The 21,476-nt window shown below is 68.6% G+C and carries 18 protein-coding genes and 1 tRNA gene; 3 read left to right on the forward strand and 16 right to left on the reverse strand.

Annotated features, from left to right (window positions below; all coding sequences use genetic code 11):
* Positions 1 to 56: 56 nt before the first annotated feature.
* Positions 57 to 341 (reverse strand): conjugal transfer protein TraD, encoded by a 285-nt coding sequence (locus ABS78_RS20470; RefSeq protein WP_293383837.1) that lies wholly within the window; start codon positions 339 to 341, stop codon positions 57 to 59.
* A gap of 166 nt (positions 342 to 507) precedes the next feature.
* Between ABS78_RS20470 and traA the strand changes: the two genes are divergently transcribed.
* Together traA and ABS78_RS20480 are read left to right on the forward strand one after the other, a co-directional pair.
* Entirely contained in the window at positions 508 to 2,991 is a 2,484-nt protein-coding gene (gene traA / locus ABS78_RS20475) for a Ti-type conjugative transfer relaxase TraA (protein ID WP_257835813.1), read from the forward strand.
* A 144-nt stretch (positions 2,992 to 3,135) separates the two neighbouring features.
* Positions 3,136 to 4,698 carry a hypothetical protein gene (locus ABS78_RS20480; protein WP_293383840.1) on the forward strand — a complete coding sequence of 521 codons (1,563 nt, stop codon included), beginning with the start codon at positions 3,136 to 3,138 and terminating at the stop codon, positions 4,696 to 4,698.
* A 2-nt stretch (positions 4,699 to 4,700) separates the two neighbouring features.
* Here ABS78_RS20480 and ABS78_RS20485 read toward each other — a convergent pair whose 3' ends face one another.
* The 8 genes from ABS78_RS20485 to ABS78_RS20520 form a co-directional block, all read right to left on the reverse strand.
* Positions 4,701 to 5,624 carry a hypothetical protein gene (locus ABS78_RS20485; protein ID WP_293383843.1) on the reverse strand — a complete coding sequence of 308 codons (924 nt, stop codon included), beginning with the start codon at positions 5,622 to 5,624 and terminating at the stop codon, positions 4,701 to 4,703.
* Between the two features lie 234 nt (positions 5,625 to 5,858).
* Positions 5,859 to 7,118 (reverse strand): three-Cys-motif partner protein TcmP, encoded by a 1,260-nt coding sequence (locus tag ABS78_RS20490; RefSeq protein WP_257835807.1) that lies wholly within the window; start codon positions 7,116 to 7,118, stop codon positions 5,859 to 5,861.
* 37 nt (positions 7,119 to 7,155) lie between these two features.
* Positions 7,156 to 7,932: a phage Gp37/Gp68 family protein gene (locus ABS78_RS20495; RefSeq protein ID WP_257835806.1), complete on the reverse strand. Its 777-nt coding sequence runs from the start codon at positions 7,930 to 7,932 to the stop codon at positions 7,156 to 7,158.
* 118 nt (positions 7,933 to 8,050) lie between these two features.
* On the reverse strand, positions 8,051 to 8,959 hold the full coding sequence (locus ABS78_RS20500; protein ID WP_257835805.1) for a nucleotidyl transferase AbiEii/AbiGii toxin family protein: 909 nt from the start codon (positions 8,957 to 8,959) through the stop codon (positions 8,051 to 8,053).
* Positions 8,956 to 9,567, reverse strand: coding sequence for a type IV toxin-antitoxin system AbiEi family antitoxin domain-containing protein (locus ABS78_RS20505; protein ID WP_293383846.1), 612 nt, complete (start codon positions 9,565 to 9,567; stop codon positions 8,956 to 8,958). The genes ABS78_RS20500 and ABS78_RS20505 overlap by 4 nt, the downstream gene beginning before the upstream one ends.
* Before the next feature lie 276 nt (positions 9,568 to 9,843).
* Positions 9,844 to 10,839: a hypothetical protein gene (locus tag ABS78_RS20510; RefSeq protein ID WP_257835803.1), complete on the reverse strand. Its 996-nt coding sequence runs from the start codon at positions 10,837 to 10,839 to the stop codon at positions 9,844 to 9,846.
* A gap of 18 nt (positions 10,840 to 10,857) precedes the next feature.
* Complete coding sequence (locus ABS78_RS20515) at positions 10,858 to 11,739, reverse strand: hypothetical protein (protein ID WP_257835802.1); 882 nt, start codon at positions 11,737 to 11,739, stop codon at positions 10,858 to 10,860.
* Positions 11,736 to 12,287 carry a hypothetical protein gene (locus ABS78_RS20520; protein ID WP_257835801.1) on the reverse strand — a complete coding sequence of 184 codons (552 nt, stop codon included), beginning with the start codon at positions 12,285 to 12,287 and terminating at the stop codon, positions 11,736 to 11,738. Before ABS78_RS20520 ends, ABS78_RS20515 begins: the two co-directional genes overlap by 4 nt.
* A 659-nt stretch (positions 12,288 to 12,946) precedes the next feature.
* Here ABS78_RS20520 and ABS78_RS20525 point away from each other — a divergent pair.
* Positions 12,947 to 13,029: transfer RNA gene (locus ABS78_RS20525), tRNA-Leu, on the forward strand.
* Positions 13,030 to 13,274: 245 nt separating this feature from the next.
* Here the strand turns inward: ABS78_RS20525 and ABS78_RS20530 are convergent.
* The 7 genes from ABS78_RS20530 to ABS78_RS20560 form a co-directional block, all read right to left on the reverse strand.
* Positions 13,275 to 14,741, reverse strand: coding sequence for a sulfatase-like hydrolase/transferase (locus tag ABS78_RS20530; protein ID WP_293383849.1), 1,467 nt, complete (start codon positions 14,739 to 14,741; stop codon positions 13,275 to 13,277).
* Positions 14,738 to 15,742: a formylglycine-generating enzyme family protein gene (locus ABS78_RS20535; protein ID WP_293383852.1), complete on the reverse strand. Its 1,005-nt coding sequence runs from the start codon at positions 15,740 to 15,742 to the stop codon at positions 14,738 to 14,740. The genes ABS78_RS20530 and ABS78_RS20535 overlap by 4 nt, the downstream gene beginning before the upstream one ends.
* A gap of 26 nt (positions 15,743 to 15,768) precedes the next feature.
* The gene (locus ABS78_RS20540; RefSeq protein WP_293383854.1) at positions 15,769 to 16,653 is read right to left on the reverse strand and encodes a crotonase/enoyl-CoA hydratase family protein; all 885 of its coding nucleotides are present in this window, start codon (positions 16,651 to 16,653) and stop codon (positions 15,769 to 15,771) included.
* A gap of 18 nt (positions 16,654 to 16,671) precedes the next feature.
* Entirely contained in the window at positions 16,672 to 18,528 is a 1,857-nt protein-coding gene (locus tag ABS78_RS20545) for an alkyl sulfatase dimerization domain-containing protein (protein WP_293383857.1), read from the reverse strand.
* Between the two features lie 5 nt (positions 18,529 to 18,533).
* The gene (locus ABS78_RS20550) at positions 18,534 to 19,322 is read right to left on the reverse strand and encodes an SDR family oxidoreductase (protein WP_293383860.1); all 789 of its coding nucleotides are present in this window, start codon (positions 19,320 to 19,322) and stop codon (positions 18,534 to 18,536) included.
* A gap of 57 nt (positions 19,323 to 19,379) precedes the next feature.
* Positions 19,380 to 20,813: an MFS transporter gene (locus ABS78_RS20555; RefSeq protein ID WP_293383863.1), complete on the reverse strand. Its 1,434-nt coding sequence runs from the start codon at positions 20,811 to 20,813 to the stop codon at positions 19,380 to 19,382.
* Positions 20,814 to 20,822: 9 nt separating this feature from the next.
* On the reverse strand, positions 20,823 to 21,476 hold a 654-nt coding region (locus tag ABS78_RS20560; protein WP_293383866.1), incomplete at its 5' end, for an acyl-CoA dehydrogenase family protein.

Genomic DNA, 21,476 nt, shown 5'->3' on the forward strand with positions numbered 1-21,476 from the left:
TCCGCGTGTCTGTGCGCGCCCGGTAGGCTTCCGCCCGCCGAACGGCGGCGGCGTTGCTACGGAGCGCCCCGAGCGTGTTCCTCAGATCCGTTGCGCGACGCGCCGCTCCGGCGTGCGCGTTGAAAGAAGGCCGCGCCCTTGCGGCGCCACGCCTCCTTCGCGGACGCGTCTTTCTCTTCGACGGCGCTGAGCAGGACGCCGGCCAAGGAGTCGATGTCGAGGCTGTCGGCGCCGGTGGCGGCGACGAGCTCGCCGAGCTGGGTGATCTTCCGCGCCTTCAGGCCCTTCGCCTTGTCAGCCAGAGCCTTCAGTTCGGCGTCGATGTCGCGAGGTTTGCGCATGCAGGTACGCTCCTTCAAGCGGATGCGCCCCCGACAACATGCTAGCTCAGGTTGAGTTCGTCCGCCAAGTGGGCGATGCTGCAATGCCCCGCCAGTCACGAACGGCCGCAGGTCTGAGTGCGCGCTTATACGTCGTGACCGACGTCGGCTGCGGAGTGACGCCGTCATGGCGATCTATCACTTCTCGGCGAAGGTGATCAGCCGCGCCAACGGCTCCAGCGCGGTGGCCGCCGCTGCGTACCGTTCGGCGTCGCGCCTGAACGACGAGCGGCTCGCCCGCCCGCACGACTTCAGCAACAAGGCCGGCGTCGTCCATTCCGAGGTCATGCTGCCGGACGGCGCACCGGAGCAGTGGCGCGATCGCGAAACGCTCTGGAACGCGGTCGAGGCCGGCGAAGCGCGCAAGGATGCGCAGCTCGCCCGCGAGGTCGAGTTCGCCATTCCCCGCGAGATGAATCAGGCCGAAGGCGTGCGCCTGGCGCGTGACTTCGTGCAGCGCGAGTTCGTCGATCGCGGCATGGTCGCCGACCTCAATGTGCATTGGGACATGGCGGAGGACGGCACGCCCAAGCCGCACGCCCACGTCATGCTCTCGATGCGCCAGGTGGAAGGCGACGGGTTTGGGCAGAAGGCGCGGGACTGGAACCGCACCGAGCTGCTCTCGCACTGGCGCGAGGCCTGGGCCGAGCATGTGAATGCGCGCCTCGCCGAACTCGACATTGACGCCGCCATCGATCACCGCAGCCTGAAGGACCAGGGGATCGACCTCGAGCCGCAGAACAAGATCGGCGCCGCCGCGTCCGGCCGTGGGGACCGCGGCGAGGCGGCGGAGCGGCTCGCCGAGCATCGCGAGATCGCGCGTCGCAACGGCGAGGTCCTGGCGGCGAACCCGTCGGTCGGGCTGAACGCCATCACCCGCCAGCAGAGCACCTTCACCGACCACGACCTGATGCGCTTCGCGCACCGGCACACGGATGACGCCGAGCAGTTCCAGCGCGCGCTTTCGGCGATGCGGACGTCGCCGGAGATAGTGGCCCTCGGCAAGGACGGCGGGGGTCGCGAGCGTTTCACCACGCGGGAGATGCTAGCTGTCGAACAGCGGCTGGAAGACGCCGCCGAACGGCTCGCCACCCGCAAGGATCTTGCGGTCCGCCCGCAAGAAGATGGCGGGCGCGCCGCCACCCTCGGGCGGGAGCAGTCCGAGGCCTTGGCGCATGTCACCGGCGGCGGCGATCTCTCGCTGGTCGTCGGCTACGCCGGCTCCGGCAAGAGCGCCATGCTCGGCGCGGCGCGCGAGGCGTGGGAAGCCGACGGCCTGAACGTCCGCGGCGCGGCGCTCTCTGGCATCGCGGCCGAGAGCCTGGAAGGCAGCTCCGGCATCAGGTCGCGAACGCTTGCCAGCCTCGAACACAGCTGGGCGAACGACCGGGACCGGCTGGGCCCGAACGACGTGCTGGTGATCGACGAAGCCGGCATGGTGGGTTCCCGGCAGATGGAGCGCGTGCTCGGGCATGCGGAGCAGGCGGGCGCCAAGGTCGTCCTGGTCGGCGACGTCGAGCAGTTGCAGGCTATTGAGGCCGGCGCGGCCTTCCGCGCACTGGCCGAACGGCATGGCGCCGCGGAGATCACGGAGGTCCGCCGGCAGACTGCTGATTGGCAGCGGCAGGCGACGCGGGAGTTCGCCACGGGCCGGACCTCGCAGGCGCTTGATCGCTACGCGGCGCAAGGGTCGGTGGTCGAGCACGCCACGCGAGCTGATGCGCGCGCCGGCCTCGTCGAGCAGTGGAATGAGGCGCGGCTCGCCAACCCAGCGGACCGACAGATCATGCTGGCGCACACCCGGACCGACGTCGCCGAACTGAACGGTCTCGCGCGGCAGCGGCTCAGGGACAGCGGCCGCCTCGGCGAAGACCAGGTCGTGCAAACAGAGCGCGGCGAGCGGGCGTTCGCCGCTGGCGACCGGATCATGTTCCTGCGCAACGAGCGCTCCCTTGGCGTGAAGAACGGCTCCCTCGGCGTGGTCGAGCGCGTGGAGGGCAGCACGATTTCGGTGCGTCTCGACGGGCCGGGCGCACGCCAGGTCGCCTTCTCGACGCATGAATACGCCCACGTCGATCACGGCTACGCCGCCACCATCCACAAGAGCCAGGGCGTCACCGTCGACCGGACGCACCTGTTGGCGACGAGCGGCCTCGATCGACACGCCACCTACGTCGGGATGACGCGGCATCGCTCCGAGGCGACGCTGCACTATGCACGTGAAGACTTCCGCAGCCGCTCGGAGCTAGCGGCGACGCTCAGCCGCGAACGGCCCAAGGACACCACGCTCGACTACAGCGACGGCTTCGCGGCGCGTCGCGGCGTCAGCGGCACGGATCCGATCACGCGGCGCGCCGACCGGTTCATCGCCGATTGGACTGACGCAAAGAGCCGATCGGCAAAGGCCGGTGGCGACATTTTCGCTCGCCGGGCTGTCGAGCGCGACTTCCATCGCCTCGCGACGCAGCTGCATCGGGATCCTGAGCTGCGGCAGGCGCTGGCGCGTCGGCGGAGCGAACTTGGCATCGACCGGAGCGGACCGCAGCGCGGGCTGGCTGACGAACTGGCCCGGTCGGTCGGGCGCGAGCGGGGATTGGATCGGGGTCGCTGAGCACGGCTAGGCAGACGGCCACTGGCATTTATGGCCGGGAGGGACATTGAACAAGTCCTTCAGCTACTCGACCGCGGCGCGCCATGGCGCGCCGCGTTCGCCGAGGGCCTAGGCGGTCGACCCTGCGGCCAGCTAGCTTGGGGCATGTCGCAGGAACTGACATCGGATGAGCTGGGCGAAGCCGGCGAGACCCTCTTCGCCCATCTGTGCGTCCGCGCCGGCCTGACTTGCAACAAGAGCAACCGGGACCGAACGGGCTGGGACTTTGTCGTCGAGTTCCCGATGTCGGGCCCCGACACCGGCGCCCTCGACGCGCGATTGCCGACCGCCTGCCTCGCGCAGCTGAAATCCACGGCGCGAGGCGGCCCGGTGAAGCTGAGCCTCTCAGCCGTTGAGCGATTGGCCAAGGACCCTCGTCCCTCCTTCGTCGTCGTGCTTCGCCTGACCCCCGACGGCGAAGCACGCACCGGCTACCTCATCCACCTGCTGGGCCCCGCCCTTGAACGGGTCCTGCATCGGCTGCGGACCGCCCACGCTCAAGGTCGATTCGACCTAAACAATCTCACCCTGACCTTCGACCCTGCCAAATTCGGCGTGCGGTTCGCCCCGTCGCCCGAAGGCCTCGCCGAGGCGTTGCGGCGCGCCTGCGGGGAGGACCGGGCGGCCTACGGGATCGAAAAGCAGCGCCAGCTCGAAGAGCTTGGCTACGAAGACGGCGGCCTTGAGGCCGAAGCGCTGTTCTGGGTCGAAAGCGCCGATCACCTCAGTGACGTCGTCCTCGGTCTTCGGCCGCTCAAGCCGGAGCAGCTACGGGCCTTCGACACGCGGTTCGGCATTCGGCTGCCTTATGTGGGCGCGGTGCTGGACGGTCTCGAGGAGTTGCGCATCGAACCGCCGAGCGTCGGCCGCTGCACGGTGTCCATTCGAGGGGCGGGCTTGTCGCCGGCCGCAGTGTTCGACACGGAGATGCTCGCCGGCTTGCCGGCGTCGGCGGGCGAAGGAACCTGGCTGCTCATCCGCCATCCCGATTTCACGCTGAAGCTGAGCGCCGGCGCCGCCACCTTCAACACGACGGCCAGCTTCGACTCGACGCCTCGGACCTTGCGCGCCTGGATCCAGTTGCTCCGCGGCCTTGGCTATCTGGCGCGCGGCGACGGCGTGATCGTCCTGACGCCGTCGATGTCCGTAGCGGCGGCCGTCACCCTGCCGATGAGCTCAAGGCTAGACGGTCCCTATCTCCAGCAGCTCCCGGCCTGGAGCCGCGCCCTGGAAGCCTGGGAGCGGCTCTTGGCCTTGGCCGGCGTACCGCCCGGCGGCGCCTTTTCGCTGCAGGACCTATGGGAGGCGCGCGGCGTGGCCCTGGCGGCCGACCTCTCCAGCGACGCCCCCACCGCCTGGTTCGCCTTCGACAGACGCGACATCGGCGAGCCGGCCGAGCCCGTGAACGCCATCTACATCAACACGGCCAGCCTGGCCGGAGCGTCGGTCAGCTACGCGCTCAATGTGACGCTCAAGGCCGCCGCGGACCACACTGAGGAGTATCGGTCGACGAGCTTCGATCCGCTCGACGTGCGCCCGGCGGTGGCGGACCTGCAGGACTACGCCGAGGACCTCGCCGCGCGGCACGGCCTGCACGTGGTGATCAACCCGGAAAACCTCGTGGAGCTCGACGCCTCCGCACTCGCCGGCTCCGCGATCGAGGGCTGACGTCAGGCCCTGGCCGCGCTGTCCTTGGGCGTGCGGTCGGCGTGCGGCAGGACGCCTAGCCAGTCGACCGCATCGCCGACATCCGACATCACCCGACAAACGAAGGCGGTGTCGAGCCCAACCGGCGGAAGCGTGAGCAGCTTGCAGAGCTTGTGATCGGTGAAGAAGGCGTCGCAATAGCCCACGGCGGCGGCCGCGTGATCGAAATCCGGCAGGTCGTTGGGCTTGAACTTCCGGCCCTTGTTGGCGCGCACGGCGGCATGCAGCGTCGCCAGCACATGCGCCGTCCGGAGGGTGCGCCGAGGTTCGGGGGCCTTCAGCATGGCCACCAGCAGGTTCTTGAGCATGTTAACCTGGCCCGGCCGGTCGGCCGGCAGCGGCCCGGCGATCCCTTCCTTCGCGGCCATGCCGGCCATGACGTCGAGCGCCACGTCGCCCAGCAGATCGACGACGCCGCGCACCTCTTCCTCATAGGCCGCCGAGAAGCCGTCGATGGTGTGCGCATGCGCCGCCACGCCGTCGTTCAGGGTTTGGGCCAGCGCGACGTGGTCGATGTCGAAGGCGTCGGCGTCCACGCCGGCCAGGTGGTCGACGATTTCGACCAGCGGCCGGTCCCACATGTGATCCAGAAACGCCTTCTGCAGGGCAAGTTCGGTCGCGGCGTCGAAAGGCGTCTTCGACGGATGCACGAACCCCATCACGTAGCTGAGCTTTGACCAGACCAGGTCGTCCAGCGGATGCACGTGGCCCGGATAGCGCACGGCGTGGAAGAAGTGGGCGATCTCGGTCGCGATGCGCGTCTGGGCCGGGATCAAGGTGGCGCGGGCGCTCCACGCATCGACCAACTCCGCCGTCGCGCGGCGCGACGTGCGGTCGGACTGCTTCATCAGTTCGAGGAACACCGTCTCGCTGATCGGGCAGAACACCTCGCGCGCGGCGACCCGTGCGGCCAGGCGGTCGACGAACGCGACATCGACGGCCTCGGTCCGGACGCCCCGGACGACGTCCCGCGCAATGAGCCAGAACTTGGTGTCGAGATAGACCCGGGTCGGCGGCAGGGCTTGGGCCAGTTCGATCTGGCGGGCCTTGGTATGGGCCTCGATCGTGATCTCGGGATGGGCCAGATGATGCGCGAGGGTGTTCAGGCTGGCTGCCGTCGTTCAGTGGTCGCCCGACGGCCCTTCCGATTTGATGAAGAGGGGGAAGAAGGTGCGCTGATTCTTCAGGCGCAGCGTGTCGCCGATGGTGATCGTGTTCGGCTTGCGCCGCTCGCCGCCGGTGGGTGTGATGATCTCAAGCTCGTCGCTCTCGATCATAGCCGCGTGGATGTCGTCGGTATGCGCCGGGGTCGCATTGTAGATCGACTCGTAGAACTCCCCGACGTTCATCACGTCGCCGGCACCCGCCACGAGGCGTGGGATGTCCGCCAGGAGTTCGGTCCTGGCGCCGCCGCGGCCGCCGGTGTCGAAGAGATAGAGCGCGCCGTCGCGCGCCGGGTCGTACGCCAGCATGTTCAGGCCGGAGCGGCCGAAATGCGCCTGCTCGCTGCTATTGGCGTGCAGCACGTCGTTGTAGACCTGCCGCGCCCGGTAGTTGTTGGCGAAGTGAACGAGCCAGTAGCGCCAACCCTCGGGATTGTGGATCGAGAACGGGCTCACGAACGGCGCACAGCCCTTGAACGTCTCGAAAACCACCCGTTCGGCCGCGCCCAACCAGACGTGGTTGCTGACCGGCCCCGAGAAGCCCTGGAAGTCCGCCGCGGAGAGCCCCAGCGGCCGCACCTGTGTTTCCAGCAGCGCCGGATCGGTCCGACTCAGGAAGGCCAGCAGCGACTCGATGGCGAAGGTGTAGAAGATCTCGGCCGACGGCGTGGCTCGCATGATGTTGACCAGCGTTCCCCGCTCGACGGCGGAATGACCGCACTGGTCAAGGTTGAACAGGACGTTTCGGTAGCGGCCTTCGGCGACGAGATCCCGGATGGCCGGATAGGCCGCCTCGAAATCCTCGGACATGTAGCCGACCTGCAAGTGCAGCTTCGGGCAGGTCTCCTTGGCGGCGGCCACGACGGGCGCGCAGTGCGCCTTAAGCAGTTCGGTGACGTCCCGCTTCGCGTCGTTGAAGATCAGCAGGCACTCGATCTCGACCGGACCGAGCCCCTGCACGGCGCGCTGTAGGTTCACGGCCTCGAGCGCGCGCTGCAGCTCCTCGATGAAGATGATCGGGGAGCCGGGGCTGCCGCACCGATACCGCCCCGCGCCCGAGAAGCCGTCCACGACCGCAAGCCGGAACTTAGTCTGCAGCGGGATCTGACAGCGCACCGTGATGTAACGGAAGAAATACTCCCGCAGGATCTTGTGCTTCCGCTCGGTGTGATCGTCGAGCGGCGCGCCGTCCGCCCACGCATAAGCCTTGGTGACCACCTATCGCTCCCGGCGCCGCCGCGCCGCGTCTATGCGCTCAAAGGTCCGCGGTGACCGGCATCTCGTTCCAGGTCCGCCCCCGGTACTCGCGGCCATTGGCCTTCTTCGAGCGCCGCTTGTTGTCCTTCCCCCAAGTTCCCCACTGCTTGAAGAAGAAAGCTGTACCATAGTCGCCGCACTGTTCGTAGATTTCGTCAATCCACGCCTCGCGGATCGGACGGGCCGCGCGGCCGCTTTCGCCGCCGACAATCGCCCAGTGGATTCCGGTCAGATCGAGCTCGCCCACCGCGCCGATCAGCGGCTCGAACGAGATGAAGCGGATGGCGGCCGGCGCGCGCCGAAGGTGATCGATGCGTCCCCGCGCCGGGGCGTCCTCGACGCTCGTCCCGAGCCAGACGTTGGGCAAGACATCGGGAACGCGACGCGCGACGACCTCCGCCATCCGCTCCGGCCGCTTCGTGAGGATCTGGTAGTTGTGGTGCGGCGTATCGCGCATCACGCGCCAGACCGACAGGATGAAGTCGTCGCTGACCGCCTCGTGGAAGAGGTCGCTCATTGAATTGACGAAGATCTTACGCGGCTTCTTCCAGGTGTAGGGAATCTCCAGCGCGGCCGCATCTTCCCGCACCACGCCGTTCCAGATCGTACGGCCGCCACTGCGACGCGTCAGGCCCTGGTACTTCGGGGCGCCCATGGCTTCGAGCCGGCGCGCCATCTCCATGGCGTAGCAGTTGGTGCAGCCGGCCGTGATGATGGAGCAGCCAGCCACTGGGTTCCAGGTGGCGTCGGTCCATTCGATCTGCGTTTCCGCCATGCGGTGTCCTTACTCGGCGTCGGGGAGCGCCTGCGGCGGAGCCCCGCGCGCTCGCGCGCCAGGCGACTATGGCTAACGATACTTTACCAACCGTTGCGCTGGTCGGCCGGCCGGCACTTCACGTTGTCCAACCGCCGCCGGCGGGCCAGTGGGCCCCGAACGGCTCACCCTTGGAGGCGCTGAGCGTCGGCGGCATCACGAGTTCAACGATTTGGGCCTGAATCTCCGGAAAGGGCTCGGGCGCGAGCGAGATTTCGGTCCGCTTCAGGAACGCCGTCCACTGGGCCTGCTTGGCGTCCGCGAAGGCCGCCGTCAGCGCCAGGGGCGGCTCCGTGGGCAGCGGCGTCTCGCGGCGCGCGAAGGTGGCGGCGATGGCGTCGGCCAGAACCGTGCCTTCGAAGGCGAAGGTGTTGGCGATGGCCCACAGATCGAAGAAGTCCTTCATCCGCGAATTGACCATGCCAAGCGCCGTCATGGCCTGGAACTTCTCGGCCACCACCGTCTCCGGCGGGTAGGCGCGAAGCTTCGGCGGCGGCAGGTCGAGCAGGGACGGATACTCGATGTCCTGGGCGCCCGGGGTGATCGCGTCGCCGAAGCCGATGTCCACATGGATCGGTAGTCGCGCGCCCGCGAGCTCGGCCTGGAAGTCGAGGCGAACCCCGGCGTACTCGTCCTCGGCGCGCGCGGCCGCCGCGACCACGGTGTCCGGCTTGAAGACGATCCCGTCGTCCGCCGCGATGGCCATGACTTCCCGGAAGAGGCCGGCGACCTGGTCGGGGTCGTTGTTGCCGAAGCCCAGGAGGTCCAGGTCGCCGGTGGCCCGGTAGGGCGTGGGCGCCCAGAGGCTGAAGAGCATGGCGCCCTTCAGCACGAAGAGCTGCCGGTAGGGCGAGACGCTGAGGCGCCACAGGAGCCGCTCGATGACGTAGCGGGTCATCAGCAGCTGGGCGTTCTCCTTGCGCTCGCGGGCCCGGTTGGTCAGGCGGGCGCGCGCGGAGACGGCCATGTCCTTGGGCTTGTCGTTCACGTCAGCGCCTCGAGGTAGGGGCGCATCACGGTCTGGACGCGATCGATCTCGGCGAAGCGCCAGAGCTCGGCGATGGGCGGCTTGCGATCGGCGCGCCGCACGAGGTCGCGCAGCGCCTCCACGGCCACATCGAGACCGATCTTGTTGCGGTACTTGAAGCAGTCGACGACCGTCTTCGCGGGCGAGGTGATCGGCACCGGCACCTGGTCGATCTCGTGGCGCTCGACGCCCTCGCTGAGCGCGCGGCCGCTGGCGCGGATCACCCGGATCTGCACCGGCGCGCTGGTGGGCGCCCAGTCCTTGGGGCCGAGCAGCATCCAGACCGCATGGGGCGTCTGGGTCGTAAGGTCGTGGAACTGCAGGGCCGAGAGCAGGCCGATCACGCCGCGGGGCTGGATCCGCACGGCCTCGGCCAGGCTGGAGGCCGCGTCCGAGGGGGAGTCGGCCAGGCGATAGAGTCCACGTCCCACTTGCATCAGCACGCCGTCTTCGGTGAGGCGTTTGAGATACATGCGCGGCACGCCGGCTGCATCGAAGTCCGATCCCCGGGCGATCCCTTGCGCGCGGGCGACTTCGATGGCGCGTTGACGGTGGCCTCTCGGTTCCATGGAGATGTTATAAATCCTCGGATAATGTTCGCAAAGTCCTAGGTTTCGTAACAGTCCTGGCCATGCAAGTCTGACCTTGCGAGCCCGCTTAGGCCGCATCGTCCCAAGTTCACGCCCACGATGATGATCTTCATCGTTTTCTTCCTCTTCCTCTCGCTCTTCCTCTTCTTCGTGAGCTGACCTCCAAGCGTGTCGCTCAGGGCTAGGCGAACCCTACGCATGCTTGCGCGAGGGAGCTTCGGAGTTGGGCAGGCTGCCGCACAAGGCGCGCTCGGGCTAGACCGACAGGGCGCGGCCCTCCTTAGGCGGCTCCGGGATCAAGTCAGATTCGGTCCAGAGTTCGCGGACCATCGACTGTGCTCCGAGGTAATCGATCGAAATCAGGGTCTTTCGCAGGCGCATGCCGCGATCAGCGAACCAATCCAACAGCACTTGGGCCTTGAGCGGCAGATCGGGCCCCACAACCCGCCGCTCCTCGACCGCCCAATTCGCCTCCGAGGGCAGACCAGCGCGAGCGTCGGAGAGCAGCCCGGCCATGAGGTCGGCGACGCTGCACAAATCCTCGAAGTGCCGACGCGCGGAGTCCTGAGCCGTGGTGTTGAGGGCGAAGATGCCCATCGGTTGATCGAGGTACATCGATGACAATCGACCTGCGGCGAGCAGGGCGTCGTCATGCCGCTTATCGTTGGCGACAAATTCGTCCTGATCCGTAAGCCAGGTCACGTGCGCTCCAGCAGGCGCCCAGACGGACAGCAGCAGCGCAAGGAAGTGCGCCTTGCGCATGAGGGCCTCCAAGGCCCGCGGATTCCAGGAGCATTGCAGCTGGAACACCCGGCGTAGCTCGTCGGCCATGCCAGGCTGGGTCGACAGCCATTTCTGGCGCTTGTCCACGGCGATGGCTACGAGGTGCCCATCGAGGTCGGCAGCCGCGCTCAAGAAGGCCGGGAGGGCGGCCTGGCGCACTCCGTCGCCAAGCTTCTTATAGGCCATCGTTCGGTCGCCAAGCGTCTCATGACGAAGGGCGGCCATGCGCGTCGTCCAGTCTTCGAGGCCCGTGGCGACGACGAGGTAGACATAGAGGATGTGGGTCGCAGACTTGTGCTCGCCGCCGAAATCGGAAGCCACAACGAGCTGCCGCACTGGCGCGGGCCCCCGCTCCTTGGGCGCCAAGATGCGCTGAATGGAAAGGCCCCACGGCCATAGGCGTTTCAGCCTGACATTCTTGGCCGTGATTAACTTCCAGCGGTCATAGCGCGTGAGGTCCGGCAGCATGCGTTCAGACCTGACCGTTCACGGCAAGGAGGCCCCGGCGTTCTCAAGGCGCGCCAGCTGCTCCTCGGAATAGCCGTGCAAACGAGCTCCGCGCCAGTCAGCCGGCGGCGGACGCTCTAGCTCAATATCAAGGTGCGGCCGCCGGACGCCGGGGCGGGGCGCGCAACAGGTCTCGTAGAGCCCGCCGCCGCCGCAGGGACAGGGGCCGCTGGGCGGAACATGAGCGAAAAGCCTGTGGGGATGGTACGCGAAAGTCCAATGGGCGCGCCAATGCGCAAAAGGCTCGCCAACCATCTCCACGACGCTGCCGACGAGCGTGTAGCGATCGGGATTGTCCACGTCGGCAAACAGCACCGAGTACTTTTGCACTGGCTTGAGGACGACGGAGACCTCCCGCAGCTCCACCTCTTCCAATCGACGTGCGCAGAAGCGGCCAGCGTACACACGGCCCGGTCGATGCCCGCAGTGGATGTCGATGGTGTTCGCCGCGCCGCAGATTGAGCAGGTCGCGCGCCGCACCCGCATCCCCGGACTGATAAAGACCCCGTAGGGAAAGAGCTCCTGCCAGGCGGCAATACGGCTCACGAGACCAGGGACGTCGAACCGCGACGGATCGTAGAAGCGGTTGGTAAGGAGCGCCTTTAGCCCGATCTCTACCTGCTCCAGTTGGCACCACGCGGGATAATAGCGCCGATCGCGCATTTCCTCGAAGGCCGCCACATAGGCCCTTACCATTGCGACGTACTGGCGAAGAAACCACAGGCGGTTCTTGGCCTCGTCTGTCGGCGCGTCATCGATCTCCATCGCGAGGACCTGATCGGCGAGCGCTTGCCATGCCAGCCCATGCGGCGCTGCCGCGCGCGCGGTCAGACTCTCGGCCATCTCGTCGATGGCCGTCACTTGCGTGCCGCCCCTTTTGCTTCGGTCAGATAGTGGCCGCATCGCTCGATCTGCTTGAGCACGACCTCAGGAATGGCGTCGGGAGGTCCCTTGTAGGTCACCGACAAGCACCGGTGGTTCTCTCCCTCGACGATCAAATCCATCTCTATGGTGTCGCCCACCTCGAAGCCGGGCAGGAGCTCTGCCACTTTGTCCGAGAGGAGATTGACCAGCAGCGGGACCAGGACAAAGCCGATCAATAGCTTGGGGAGCCGCCATTCACGCGAATGCAGCACCAGCTCGGCGTAGTCCTCCGGACGGGTCGGGATGGCGATCGTCAGGTCGGGACCGAAAGCCTCGCGCAGCATTTGCACGAACTCCGGCGCGGCGGTCGGATAATGAATCTTGTCGCCCTCGGCGTCCTCCCAGGGCAACACTACGATCGGCGCCGCGGCGACCGCGCCGCGCCGGTGCTGGTCGACCCAACTTCTGGAGAGCCAATAGGCGCGATCGCGTCCGGTCTCGGCGACGCGGGCTTCCATAAAGGTCTCGACGAGCTTTTCTTCCATGCCTCGACCTTAGCGTGAGTCCTGATCGCCAGACGTTGGATGGTGCCTTCGCACGAGCGTCGCCGCTCGACTTCGTGGCGATGGCCAGACGGAGGTCAGCGGCCCCGATTGCGCCGCTGCGTCAGAGCCGATGCCGCAGCCCGCTTCTGTGCCGCTGAGGCGCTCGGATTGCTCAACACCTTGCCGGCGGCGCTCGCGGCGGCCCGGCTTGTCTCCTCGAGCTGGCTGGCGCGCTGCGTAAGGGTGGAGGCCGCTGCGCTCTTCGCGGCGGCGGACGCCTTTGGATCACGCAGAACTTTGCCGGCGGCGCTTGCCGCGGCTTTGCCGGACGCTTCTCGATTTCCCATGAGGTGCCCCCCTGGTCCAAAACAGGAACATGGAGTTGCCGCGGTGCAGGTTCAAGTCTCTACTGAACCAGGCGTACCACGTGGAGGCGCGGGTAGCGCCGGGCTGCTGCGGCCCAGTGATAGGCGCGTCCGGAATGCTGCGACCATGCCGGCGTTGGTGCGAAGCTGACGCCCCCTTTGCTCTGGCTGTCCGCGATTCTGCTGCTGACGTACCCCTTCGGCCCCCAAGGACCACGGCAGCTCACCCTGTGGGGTGGCTGGACTTGCACACTGCGTTACACAGCTTACGGCCACGGGTGGAAAATGCTAAGAAGATCAGATATATGGTTCAGGTGCGCCGGACTCAAAATCCGGTCCCGAAAGGGGTGTCGGTTCGATCCCGACCGGGGGCACCATCTTTGCAAGCCTGTTCCGAGCGACGGCTCCGTCGGATGTCCGAGCCTGGAGGGCGCGCCATTCGCCCGCTTGGCGCGTATTGAAGGGCGTCTTGCCCGGACCGGGCCTCAAAATTCCCGGCGTCCTGTTCGCCGAAGAAGGCTTCACCGCGGCGGGTGCGGCGTCCCGGCCGGTTGGGACGCCGCCGCGCAACCGCCCGATTCGTGGCGAGGCGCGGCGGCGGGCCGGACTTTCAGGTCGGGTGTCAGATCGGAAGCTTGAACGGTGTCCCGCAGACGTCCTGGTCGCGGGGCGGCCGCGATGGCCAGCGCGGGTCCTGCATGTCCTTGGCCCAGCGATCGAAGGCGGCCTCGAGTTCGCGGAGCTTGTCCGGGCGGCTCGCCGCGAGGTTCGTCGTCTCGTTCAGGTCGTCCTTGAGATTGAAGAGAAGGGTGTATTGCCCGTCCAGGCTCTTCCACAGCTTCCAGTCGCCGATCCGGATGGACGCCAGGGGGCGCCGTCGCCAGGCCAGGAGGTCGTGCGGGGGGCCGGCCTTTTCGCCCGTGAGATGGGGGGTGAGATCGACGCCGTCGTAGACGCGGTCCTTCGGCAGGGTCCCGCCGGCCGCGGCCAGGGCGGTCGGGAAGATGTCGAGGCTCGAGACGATCTCGCGGTTGACCTGGCCGGGCTTCAGCTTCGCCGGCCAGCGGACCATCATCGGCGCCCGGACGCCGCCTTCGTAGTGGCTGAGCTTGCCGCCCCTGAGAGGCTCGCACGAGCAGAGCCCGGGTATGTAGGAGGCGCAGCCGTTGTCGGTGAGGAAGAAGACGATGGTGTTGTCGGCTTCCCCCGACGCATCGACCGCCTTCAGGACCTCGCCGACCATGTCGTCCAGGGCGGAGATCATCGCGGCGTAGACCCTGGCGTGCTCGTCGGCGATCTGCGGAAAGCGCTCGTAGTACTTCCGGGTGACCATCAGGGGCGTGTGCGGCGCGTTGGGGGTCAGCATGAGGAAGTAGGGCCGGTCGCTGCGCGCGGCGCGCGTCACGTACTCGGCCGCGCGACGGCCGAAGTAGTCGGTGAGGTACTCGTCCTCGTTGTGGACCACGGTCCTCGCGGGCCCTTCGATGATCTGGCTCTGCGGCGTCCGGCGCGGCAGCGCCACGTCGGCCGTGGGCGCATAGTGGAGGTCGGGCGCGTCCAGGCGCATGTAGGCGGTGTCGCCGGTGAGGAATCCGACGAACGTCTGATAGCCCCGGTTGGTCGGGTAGTAGGCGTCGTTGCTGCCCAGATGCCACTTGCCGATGAGGGCGGTCTGGTAGCCCTGTCGCCCCAGGGCCTCGCCCATGGTCAGTTCGTCGGGCGGCAGGCCGAGGTTCTCCTCCACGTCGCGCTGCGGCGGGCCGTTGTTGTATTCGTAGCCGAAACGACCCTGGTACCGGCCGGTCTGGATTCCGGCGCGGGACGGCCCGCAGACCGGAGCTGAGACATAGCCGTCGGTGAACCGGACGCCTTCCAGTCCGATGCGGTCGATGTTCGGCGTGCTGATGCGCTTGGCGCCATAAGCGCTGATGTCGGCGTACCCGAGATCGTCGGCCACGATGACGATGACATTGGGCGCCTTGCCCGCCTTGGCCGCGCGCGGCGTCTTGGCGACGGCCGCCTGGTGAGGCGCGGAGAAGGTCGTAAAGCCCAGGGCGAGGGCGGTGACGAGGGCTATGACACGTTTCATGAAACCTCCTGAGCGCGGGCGGTCTGGGCCGTGCGGCCTGGAACGGGGTTGGGGGTGAACAGGCGTCCCGCCCGCGCCGGCGGGCGGTCGTCGCCGGACGCGCAGCGGAAGCCCACGTGCATCAGCGAGGTGTCGGGCGTGGCGCGGCCCCGGGCCGTGACCCTGAAGCCCTGGCAGAAGGAGGGATCGCAGAGGAAGGATCCGCCGCGCTGGACCCGCTCGACGCCCTTGGCGTTGCGCGCGCCGTAGGGGACGTACCAGGACGCCGTCCATTCCCAGACGTTGCCGGCCATGTCGGTCAGGCCCGAGGGCGCGGCCCCGAAGGCCCCGACGGGCGAGGCGCCGCGATAGCCGTCCTGCCCTTCGTCGAGGAGGGGAAAGAGCCCCTGCCAGACGTTGGCCCGCCAGCGCCCGTCCAGGCTCATGGGATCGCCGGCGCGGAAGACATGTCCGTCCGGCGTCTGTCCGAGGCGCGCCGCGCGTTCCCACTCGAACTCGGTGGGAAGCCGCAGGCCGTAGGCGGCGCAGAAGGCCTCCGCGTCGCGCCAGCTGACCTGGGTGACGGGATGGTCGTCGGCGGCCTTTGGGCCGGACCGACCGTAGGGGCGGCGCCAGTCCGCGCCGGGCTCCAGGACCCAGCCCCCGGACGCCTTGTCGAGTACGGCGCCGCCTCCGAGACGCTCGGCGTCGGTCACATGTCCGCTCGCGGCCACGAACGCCCGGAACTGGGCGACGGTCACCGGCGTGCGGTCGAGGAGGAACGCGGCGATCCGGCGGGTCGTCTGGGGACGTTCGTCGGGCGGCGCCTGGTCGTCCCCGATCTGCACGGTGGCGGCCGCGATCCGGATCATCGCCGCATCCCGCGCAGGCGCGACGCCCTGGCGGTCGGGCAGGGGCGCGCAGGCGGTGGCGATCCCGGCGGCCAGAAGAAGGCCCGCCGGGATCGCTCGACGGCGGGCCGGTCGGCGGGGGAAGGCCTTTGGAGGTGTCTGACCGGGCATTCGGATGTCCTTCGATCGATCGAGGGCTAGCGGTATTCGGGCTCCCGCCACTCGGGCCAGAGGTCGGGAAGGCCGGCCGAGACTCGGTCGGGGAACGCCGGAGCCCGCTTGTCCAGGAAGGCGGCGATCCCCTCCTTGGCGTCATCCGAGGCCCCGCGAAGCCGCATGGATCGACTCTCGGCGCGGTGCGCCTCCATCGGGTGATCGGCGACCATGCCGCGCCAGACGAGCTGGCGGGTCACCGCCATGGAGACCGGCGCGGCGTTCTGTACGAACTCGGCCGCCAGCGCGCGGGCCGCGGGCAGCAGGTCTTCGGGCGCGTGCAGGGCCTGGACCAGTCCGCGGCGGTGGGCCTCCTCGGCCCCGAAGACCCGGCCGGAGTAGCCCCATTCCAGGGCCGTCGGCGGACCCACGAGACGGGGCAGGAACCATGAGGAACATGCCTCCAGCGCGATGCCGCGCCGGGCGAAGACGAAGCCGAACTTCGCCTCGCGCGAAGCCAGGCGGATGTCCATGGGCAGCTGCATGGTGGCGCCCACGCCCACCGCCGCGCCGTTGACCGCGGCGATCACCGGCTTGAGGCTCTCGAAGATGCGCAGGGACAGGCGGCCGCCGCCGTCGCGCGTGACGTCGCCCGTGTCGCCGGCGGCCCGGCGCTCGGCTTCGCGCGAGCCTTCCCCGAAGGTCGCCCCGCCCGATCCCAGGTCGGCGCCGGCGCAGAAGCCGCGCCCGGCCCCGGTGACGATCACCGCCTTCACGGCGTCGTCCGCGTCGGTGGCGTCGAAGGCCGCGATCATGTCCAGCATCATCTTCGGCGTGAAGGCGTTGAGCCGGTCCGGGCGGTTCAGGGTGATCGTGGCGATACCGTCGGCCACATCGTAGAGCAGGGTTTCGAATTCGGGTTGGGCCATGGGCGCCGTCTCCTTTGGTCAGGGCGCTGAGATTTCGAACCAGAGGTCGAAGCGGTCGAGCAGCGCGACGAGGCGGGCGAGGGCCGTGGCGCCATCGCCCGCGAGTCCGAGGTCGGCGACGGTCCTGGCGCCGGTGACGAGGTCCACGAGATCGGTCCGCTGGAGCGCTACGCCGGGGCCGCCGTCGCCGCGCCGGTGATGGAGGACCGCGTTTTCGATCCGCACGGCGAACTGCTCACCCGTGTCGGTGAAGGCGATCGTGAGGCGCAGCGTCTCGTCGCCCGCGGCCTCGCCGTTCAGGCGGACCGACAGGGCGTCGAGCAGACTGTCGCCCGGAAGCGTCCGCAACTGGTTGGCCGAGGCCTGGCGTGGGCTGTCGGATTTCGGCCGGGGCCGGCGAAGCTCCTGGGCGCCGGTGAGGTAGAAATCCCGCCAGGGTCCGGATTCGGCCTGATACCCCATCTGCTCCAGCGCATCGGCCTGCAGCGCGCGCGCTTCGGCGTGGGCCGGGTCCGAGAAGACGAGATGGCCGACGATTTCCGCCGTCCATCGGTAGTCGCCGGCGTCGTAGGCGCGCCGGCCCTCGGCGAGGACGCGGTCCGCGCCGCCCATGGCCTCCACGTAGCGGCGGCCGGCGGCCTCGGGCGGATGCCGGTTCAGGTTGGCGGGATTGCCGTCGAACCAGCCCAGGTACTTCTGGTACACGGCCTTGGCGTTGTGGCTGAGCGTCCCGTAGTAGCTGCGGGTGTACCACTCCGCCTCGAGGCTGGGCGGCAGCCGCAGGACCTCGGCGATCTCGGCGCCGGTCATCCCGTGGTTGGCCATCCGCAGCGTCTGGTCGTGGATGTACTTGTAGAGGTCGCGCTGCTTGGCGAGGAAGCCGCGGATCGACGCCTCGTCCCAGCGGGGCCAGTGGTGGCTGGCGAACATCACGTCCGTGGCGCCGGCGAACAGGTCGAGCGCCTCGTCGATGTAGAACGCCCAGGCCTTGGCGTCCCGCACCTGGGCGCCCCTCGGGGTGTACAGGTTGTGCAGGTGACAGGTGCAGTTCTCGGCCATGCACAGCGCGCGGAACTTCGGAAAGTGGAAGTTCATCTCCGCCGGGGCCTCGGTGTCGGGCGTCACCTGGAAGACGACCTCCACGCCATCGAGAGTCAGGCGCTGGCCCGTGTGGTCGATCGAGACGTTGGGCGGCGCCAGCGCCACCCGGCCGGTCGAGACGCCCTTGCCCAGGCCCGAGTCCACGTGGCCCCGCGGGTCCTTCGGCAGCAGGCCGCCGTACATGTAGGTCGCCCGCCGGCTCATCACGTTTCCGGCCAGCACGTTCTCGGCGACGGCCGCCTCCAGGAACCCTTTCGGCGCGACGATCGGAACGCCCCGCGCGATGTCGTCCGCGGACAGGACGCCCATCACCCCGCCGTAGTGGTCGACGTGGCTGTGCGTATAGATGACCGCTGTGACCGGCCGGTCCCGGACCTGCCGCCGCAAGAGGTCGAGCGCGGCGGCGGCCGGCTGGGCCGAGGTCAGCGGGTCGATGACGATCCAGCCCTCGCGTCCCTCGATGAACGTGACGTTCGAGATGTCGAAGCCGCGCACCTGATAGACGCCGGGCGTCACCTCGAAGAGGCCGTGCAGCGCGTTCAGGCGCGCCTGCCGCCAGAGACTGGGATTGACGGTGTCCGGCCGTTCGCCGTCGAGGAAGGCGAACGGCGCCTGGCTCCAGGCGCCCGGGACTTCGGCGTCCGGAATACTGCCCAGGAAGCCCCGGCGCGCGAGCGCGAAGTCGGCGCCGTCGTCCGGCGGCAGGCGCCCGGCGGTGTCGGCGTGAGCCCGCCGCGTCGCCTCGGTGGCGTCGTTGCGAAGATCGTCGCTCACGCGCATCACCGCGCCGTCGGGGGCGAGAGTCCGTCGCGCAGCCTGACCATGCCGCGGATCCACCGATCGTAGTCGCCGACCTTGCGCTGCATGTAGGTCAGCACCTGCGGATGGGGCAGGATCAGGAAGGTCTCCTGCGCGAGGCCGTCCACCACGAAGCCGGCCACGTCCTCGGGCGACATGACGCCGTCGACCGCCTGCGATCCGCGGGCGCCGCGGATCATCGGGGTGTCCACCGCCTGAGGGCAGAGGATCGAGACCCCGATGTTGTCGCGCTTGTGGGTGATCGCCAGCGCCTCGGCGAAGCCGACCGCCGCATGCTTGGTGGTGGCGTAGGCCGGGCTCCCCGGCTGGCTGAGAAGCCCTGCGGCGGAGACCGTGTGGAGGAAATGGCCGCCGCCCCGGGCGATCATGCCGGGGAGGGCGGCGCGGGCGGCGTAGACATGGGCCATGACATTGACCGTCCAGCCCAGCATCCAGGTCTCGTTGGACGCCGAGGTCGCATTGTCGAAGTCGGGATCGCGGACCGACACCCCGGCGTTGGAGCACATCAGGTCGATGCGCCCGAACCGGTCCTCGGCCAGCGCCACCATCCCTCGGACCTGGGCTTCGTCGGCCACGTCCGCCTGGACGGCGACGCCGCCGACGGCCTTGGCCACCGCTTGGGCGGCGTCGCCGTCCCGGTCCGCGATCAGCAGCCCGACGGCGCCCTCCTTCCGGAAGCGCTCCGCCATGGCCTTGCCGATGCCGCCGCCGCCGCCGGTGATCACCGCGACCTTGCCGTCCAGTTTCATCTCGGTTCGTTCTCCCTGTTCTTGTTCGTCGTGGGGGGCGCTGTCGGCGCGCGCAGCTCACCGGGCCACGAGATCGGACTTCAGTGTACGGGCGGTCAGCAGGAACAGCACGCCGCTCAACGCATAGATCGAGGCGGTGATCAGCATGGCGCGCTGGAGGCTCTGGGGATGGGCGACGGCGCACACCTGCGTCATGGCCGCATCCAGCCCGCTTCGGGCCGCCCCCTCGCAGGCCGCGCGGGTCAGGGACGCGGCGCCCATGTCCGAGACCTGCCAGGCGAAGATCACATCGCTGAGCCCACCGATGAACAGCGGACCCAGGCCGTAGCCGATCAGGTTGATGACGAACATCATGACGGCGGTCGCGAGCGCCCGCGTCTGGGCGGAGACCACGCCCTGGCTGATCGTGTACTGCGCGGCCACGTAGCCGTACTTCACGGCGCCGCCCACCACGAGGCCGGCCAGGCAGACCCCGATATGATCGGTCGAGAAGGCCACGATGTAGAACGGCACGCAGATGAGCAGGCCCAGTCCGGGCAGCCAGGCGATGGCCGTCGAGCTGCGCCGCCGTAGCTTCTCCGCCATCCAGCCCGTGGCGAAGGTGCCCGCCGCCGCGGCGAGGGCGACCGGCACGTTGATCGCGATCGCGGCCTCGCCGGCGGTCATCCCGAAGCTGCGGCTCACGAACAGGGACTGGAAGGTCGACAGGCCATAGCCGCAGAAGGCGGCGACGGTCGCGGCGGCCGTCATGGTGTAGAACGACCGCTTGGAGGCGATCTCGCGCAGGCCGTCCGCCATGCGGACCTTTTCGCGCCGGGGCGTGCCCGGAGGGTCGGTGTAGCCGCGCGGCGGTTCCCGGACCGTGAGCTTGAGGCCCACGGCGACCAGCACGCCGGGCAGGCCCAGGATGAGGAACGCCCATCGCCAGCCGAAGGCGTCCGTGATCGGACCGCCGACGACGTTCGCGAGCATCGTGCCCAGCGTCACGCCCATTCCGAAGAAGCCGAGCGCGGTCGATCGCGCGTGAGGTGGAAAGTAGTCGGCGATGATCGAGTTGGACTGGGGAACGCAACCCGCCTCGCCGACGCCCACGCCGACCCGGCAGGCCAGCAGAATCCAGAAGGCCCCGATGGTGATGGAGCCGATCGTGACGTCCGCCGCCAGACCGCACAGCGCGGTCATCAGCGACCAGATCGACAGGCATATGCTCATGATCCACACCCGGTGGCGCGTCTCGGCCAACTGAGCGAGGGGAATGCCGACGACGGTGAACAGCAGGGCGAATCCGAAGCCGGTGAGCAGGCCGAACGCGGTGTCTGAGATGCCGAGCTCCGGCTTCATCTGCGGTGCGACGACCGACAGCAGCGTCCGGTCGACGAAGTTCAGGATGAAGATGAAGAGCAGAACGCCCAGCACCCACGTCCGGTAGCGACGCGTGCCGTAGCCGTGGATGTGGCCCTCGTCGCCACTCGGGGTGTCCGCCGCCGCCATCGCGCGCGCCTAGGACCTGAACACCGAGACCAGCGACGGATCGACCGGCGCTTCGCGGTATTGCTGGAGTTCGTGGCGGCCCACCACCATGTGGTGCACCTCGTCGGGTCCGTCGGCGATCCGCAGGGTGCGGGTCTTGGCCCAGAGGTCGGCCAGAGGCGTGTGCTGCGACACGCCGAGCGCGCCGTGCATCTGGATCGCCTGGTCGATGATCTTGCAGACCCGCTCGGGGACCATGGCCTTGACCATGTGGATCCAGATGCGGGCCTCGCGGTTGCCTAGCACATCCATGGCTTTCGCGGCCTTGAGCACCATCAGGCGCATGGCCTCCAGTTCGATGCGCGCGCGGCTGACGATCTCGATGTTGCCGCCGAGCTGGATGATCGGCTTGCCGAACGCCACCCGGGTCAGGCCGCGGGTGACCATCAGGTCCAGCGCCTTCTCGCCGCGGCCGATGGCGCGCATGCAGTGGTGGATACGGCCGGGTCCGAGCCGGAGCTGGCTGATCTCGAAGCCGCGGCCTTCGCCCAGCAGCATGTTCGAGGCCGGCACGCGGGCGTTGTCGAACCGGATGTGCATGTGGCCGTGCGGCGCGTCGGGATCGCCGAACACCTGCTGGCCCTGGACGATCTCGACGCCCTCGGTCGGCAGCGGCACCAGGAT

Source organism: Phenylobacterium sp. SCN 70-31 (assembly GCF_001724605.1).
Classification (GTDB): domain Bacteria; phylum Pseudomonadota; class Alphaproteobacteria; order Caulobacterales; family Caulobacteraceae; genus Phenylobacterium.

Excerpts from the sequence above, each read along its gene's own strand:
- ABS78_RS20470 (WP_293383837.1), bottom strand. The coding sequence starts at position 341 with ATGCGCAAACCTCGCGACATCGACGCCGAACTGAAGGCTCTGGCTGAC.
- traA (WP_257835813.1), top strand. The coding sequence starts at position 508 with ATGGCGATCTATCACTTCTCGGCGAAGGTGATCAGCCGCGCCAACGGC.
- ABS78_RS20480 (WP_293383840.1), top strand. The coding sequence starts at position 3,136 with ATGTCGCAGGAACTGACATCGGATGAGCTGGGCGAAGCCGGCGAGACC.
- ABS78_RS20495 (WP_257835806.1), bottom strand. The coding sequence starts at position 7,932 with ATGGCGGAAACGCAGATCGAATGGACCGACGCCACCTGGAACCCAGTG.
- ABS78_RS20505 (WP_293383846.1), bottom strand. The coding sequence starts at position 9,567 with ATGGAACCGAGAGGCCACCGTCAACGCGCCATCGAAGTCGCCCGCGCG.
- ABS78_RS20510 (WP_257835803.1), bottom strand. The coding sequence starts at position 10,839 with ATGCTGCCGGACCTCACGCGCTATGACCGCTGGAAGTTAATCACGGCC.
- ABS78_RS20520 (WP_257835801.1), bottom strand. The coding sequence starts at position 12,287 with ATGGAAGAAAAGCTCGTCGAGACCTTTATGGAAGCCCGCGTCGCCGAG.
- ABS78_RS20530 (WP_293383849.1), bottom strand. The coding sequence starts at position 14,741 with ATGAAACGTGTCATAGCCCTCGTCACCGCCCTCGCCCTGGGCTTTACG.
- ABS78_RS20535 (WP_293383852.1), bottom strand. The coding sequence starts at position 15,742 with ATGCCCGGTCAGACACCTCCAAAGGCCTTCCCCCGCCGACCGGCCCGC.
- ABS78_RS20540 (WP_293383854.1), bottom strand. The coding sequence starts at position 16,653 with ATGGCCCAACCCGAATTCGAAACCCTGCTCTACGATGTGGCCGACGGT.
- ABS78_RS20550 (WP_293383860.1), bottom strand. The coding sequence starts at position 19,322 with ATGAAACTGGACGGCAAGGTCGCGGTGATCACCGGCGGCGGCGGCGGC.
- ABS78_RS20555 (WP_293383863.1), bottom strand. The coding sequence starts at position 20,813 with ATGGCGGCGGCGGACACCCCGAGTGGCGACGAGGGCCACATCCACGGC.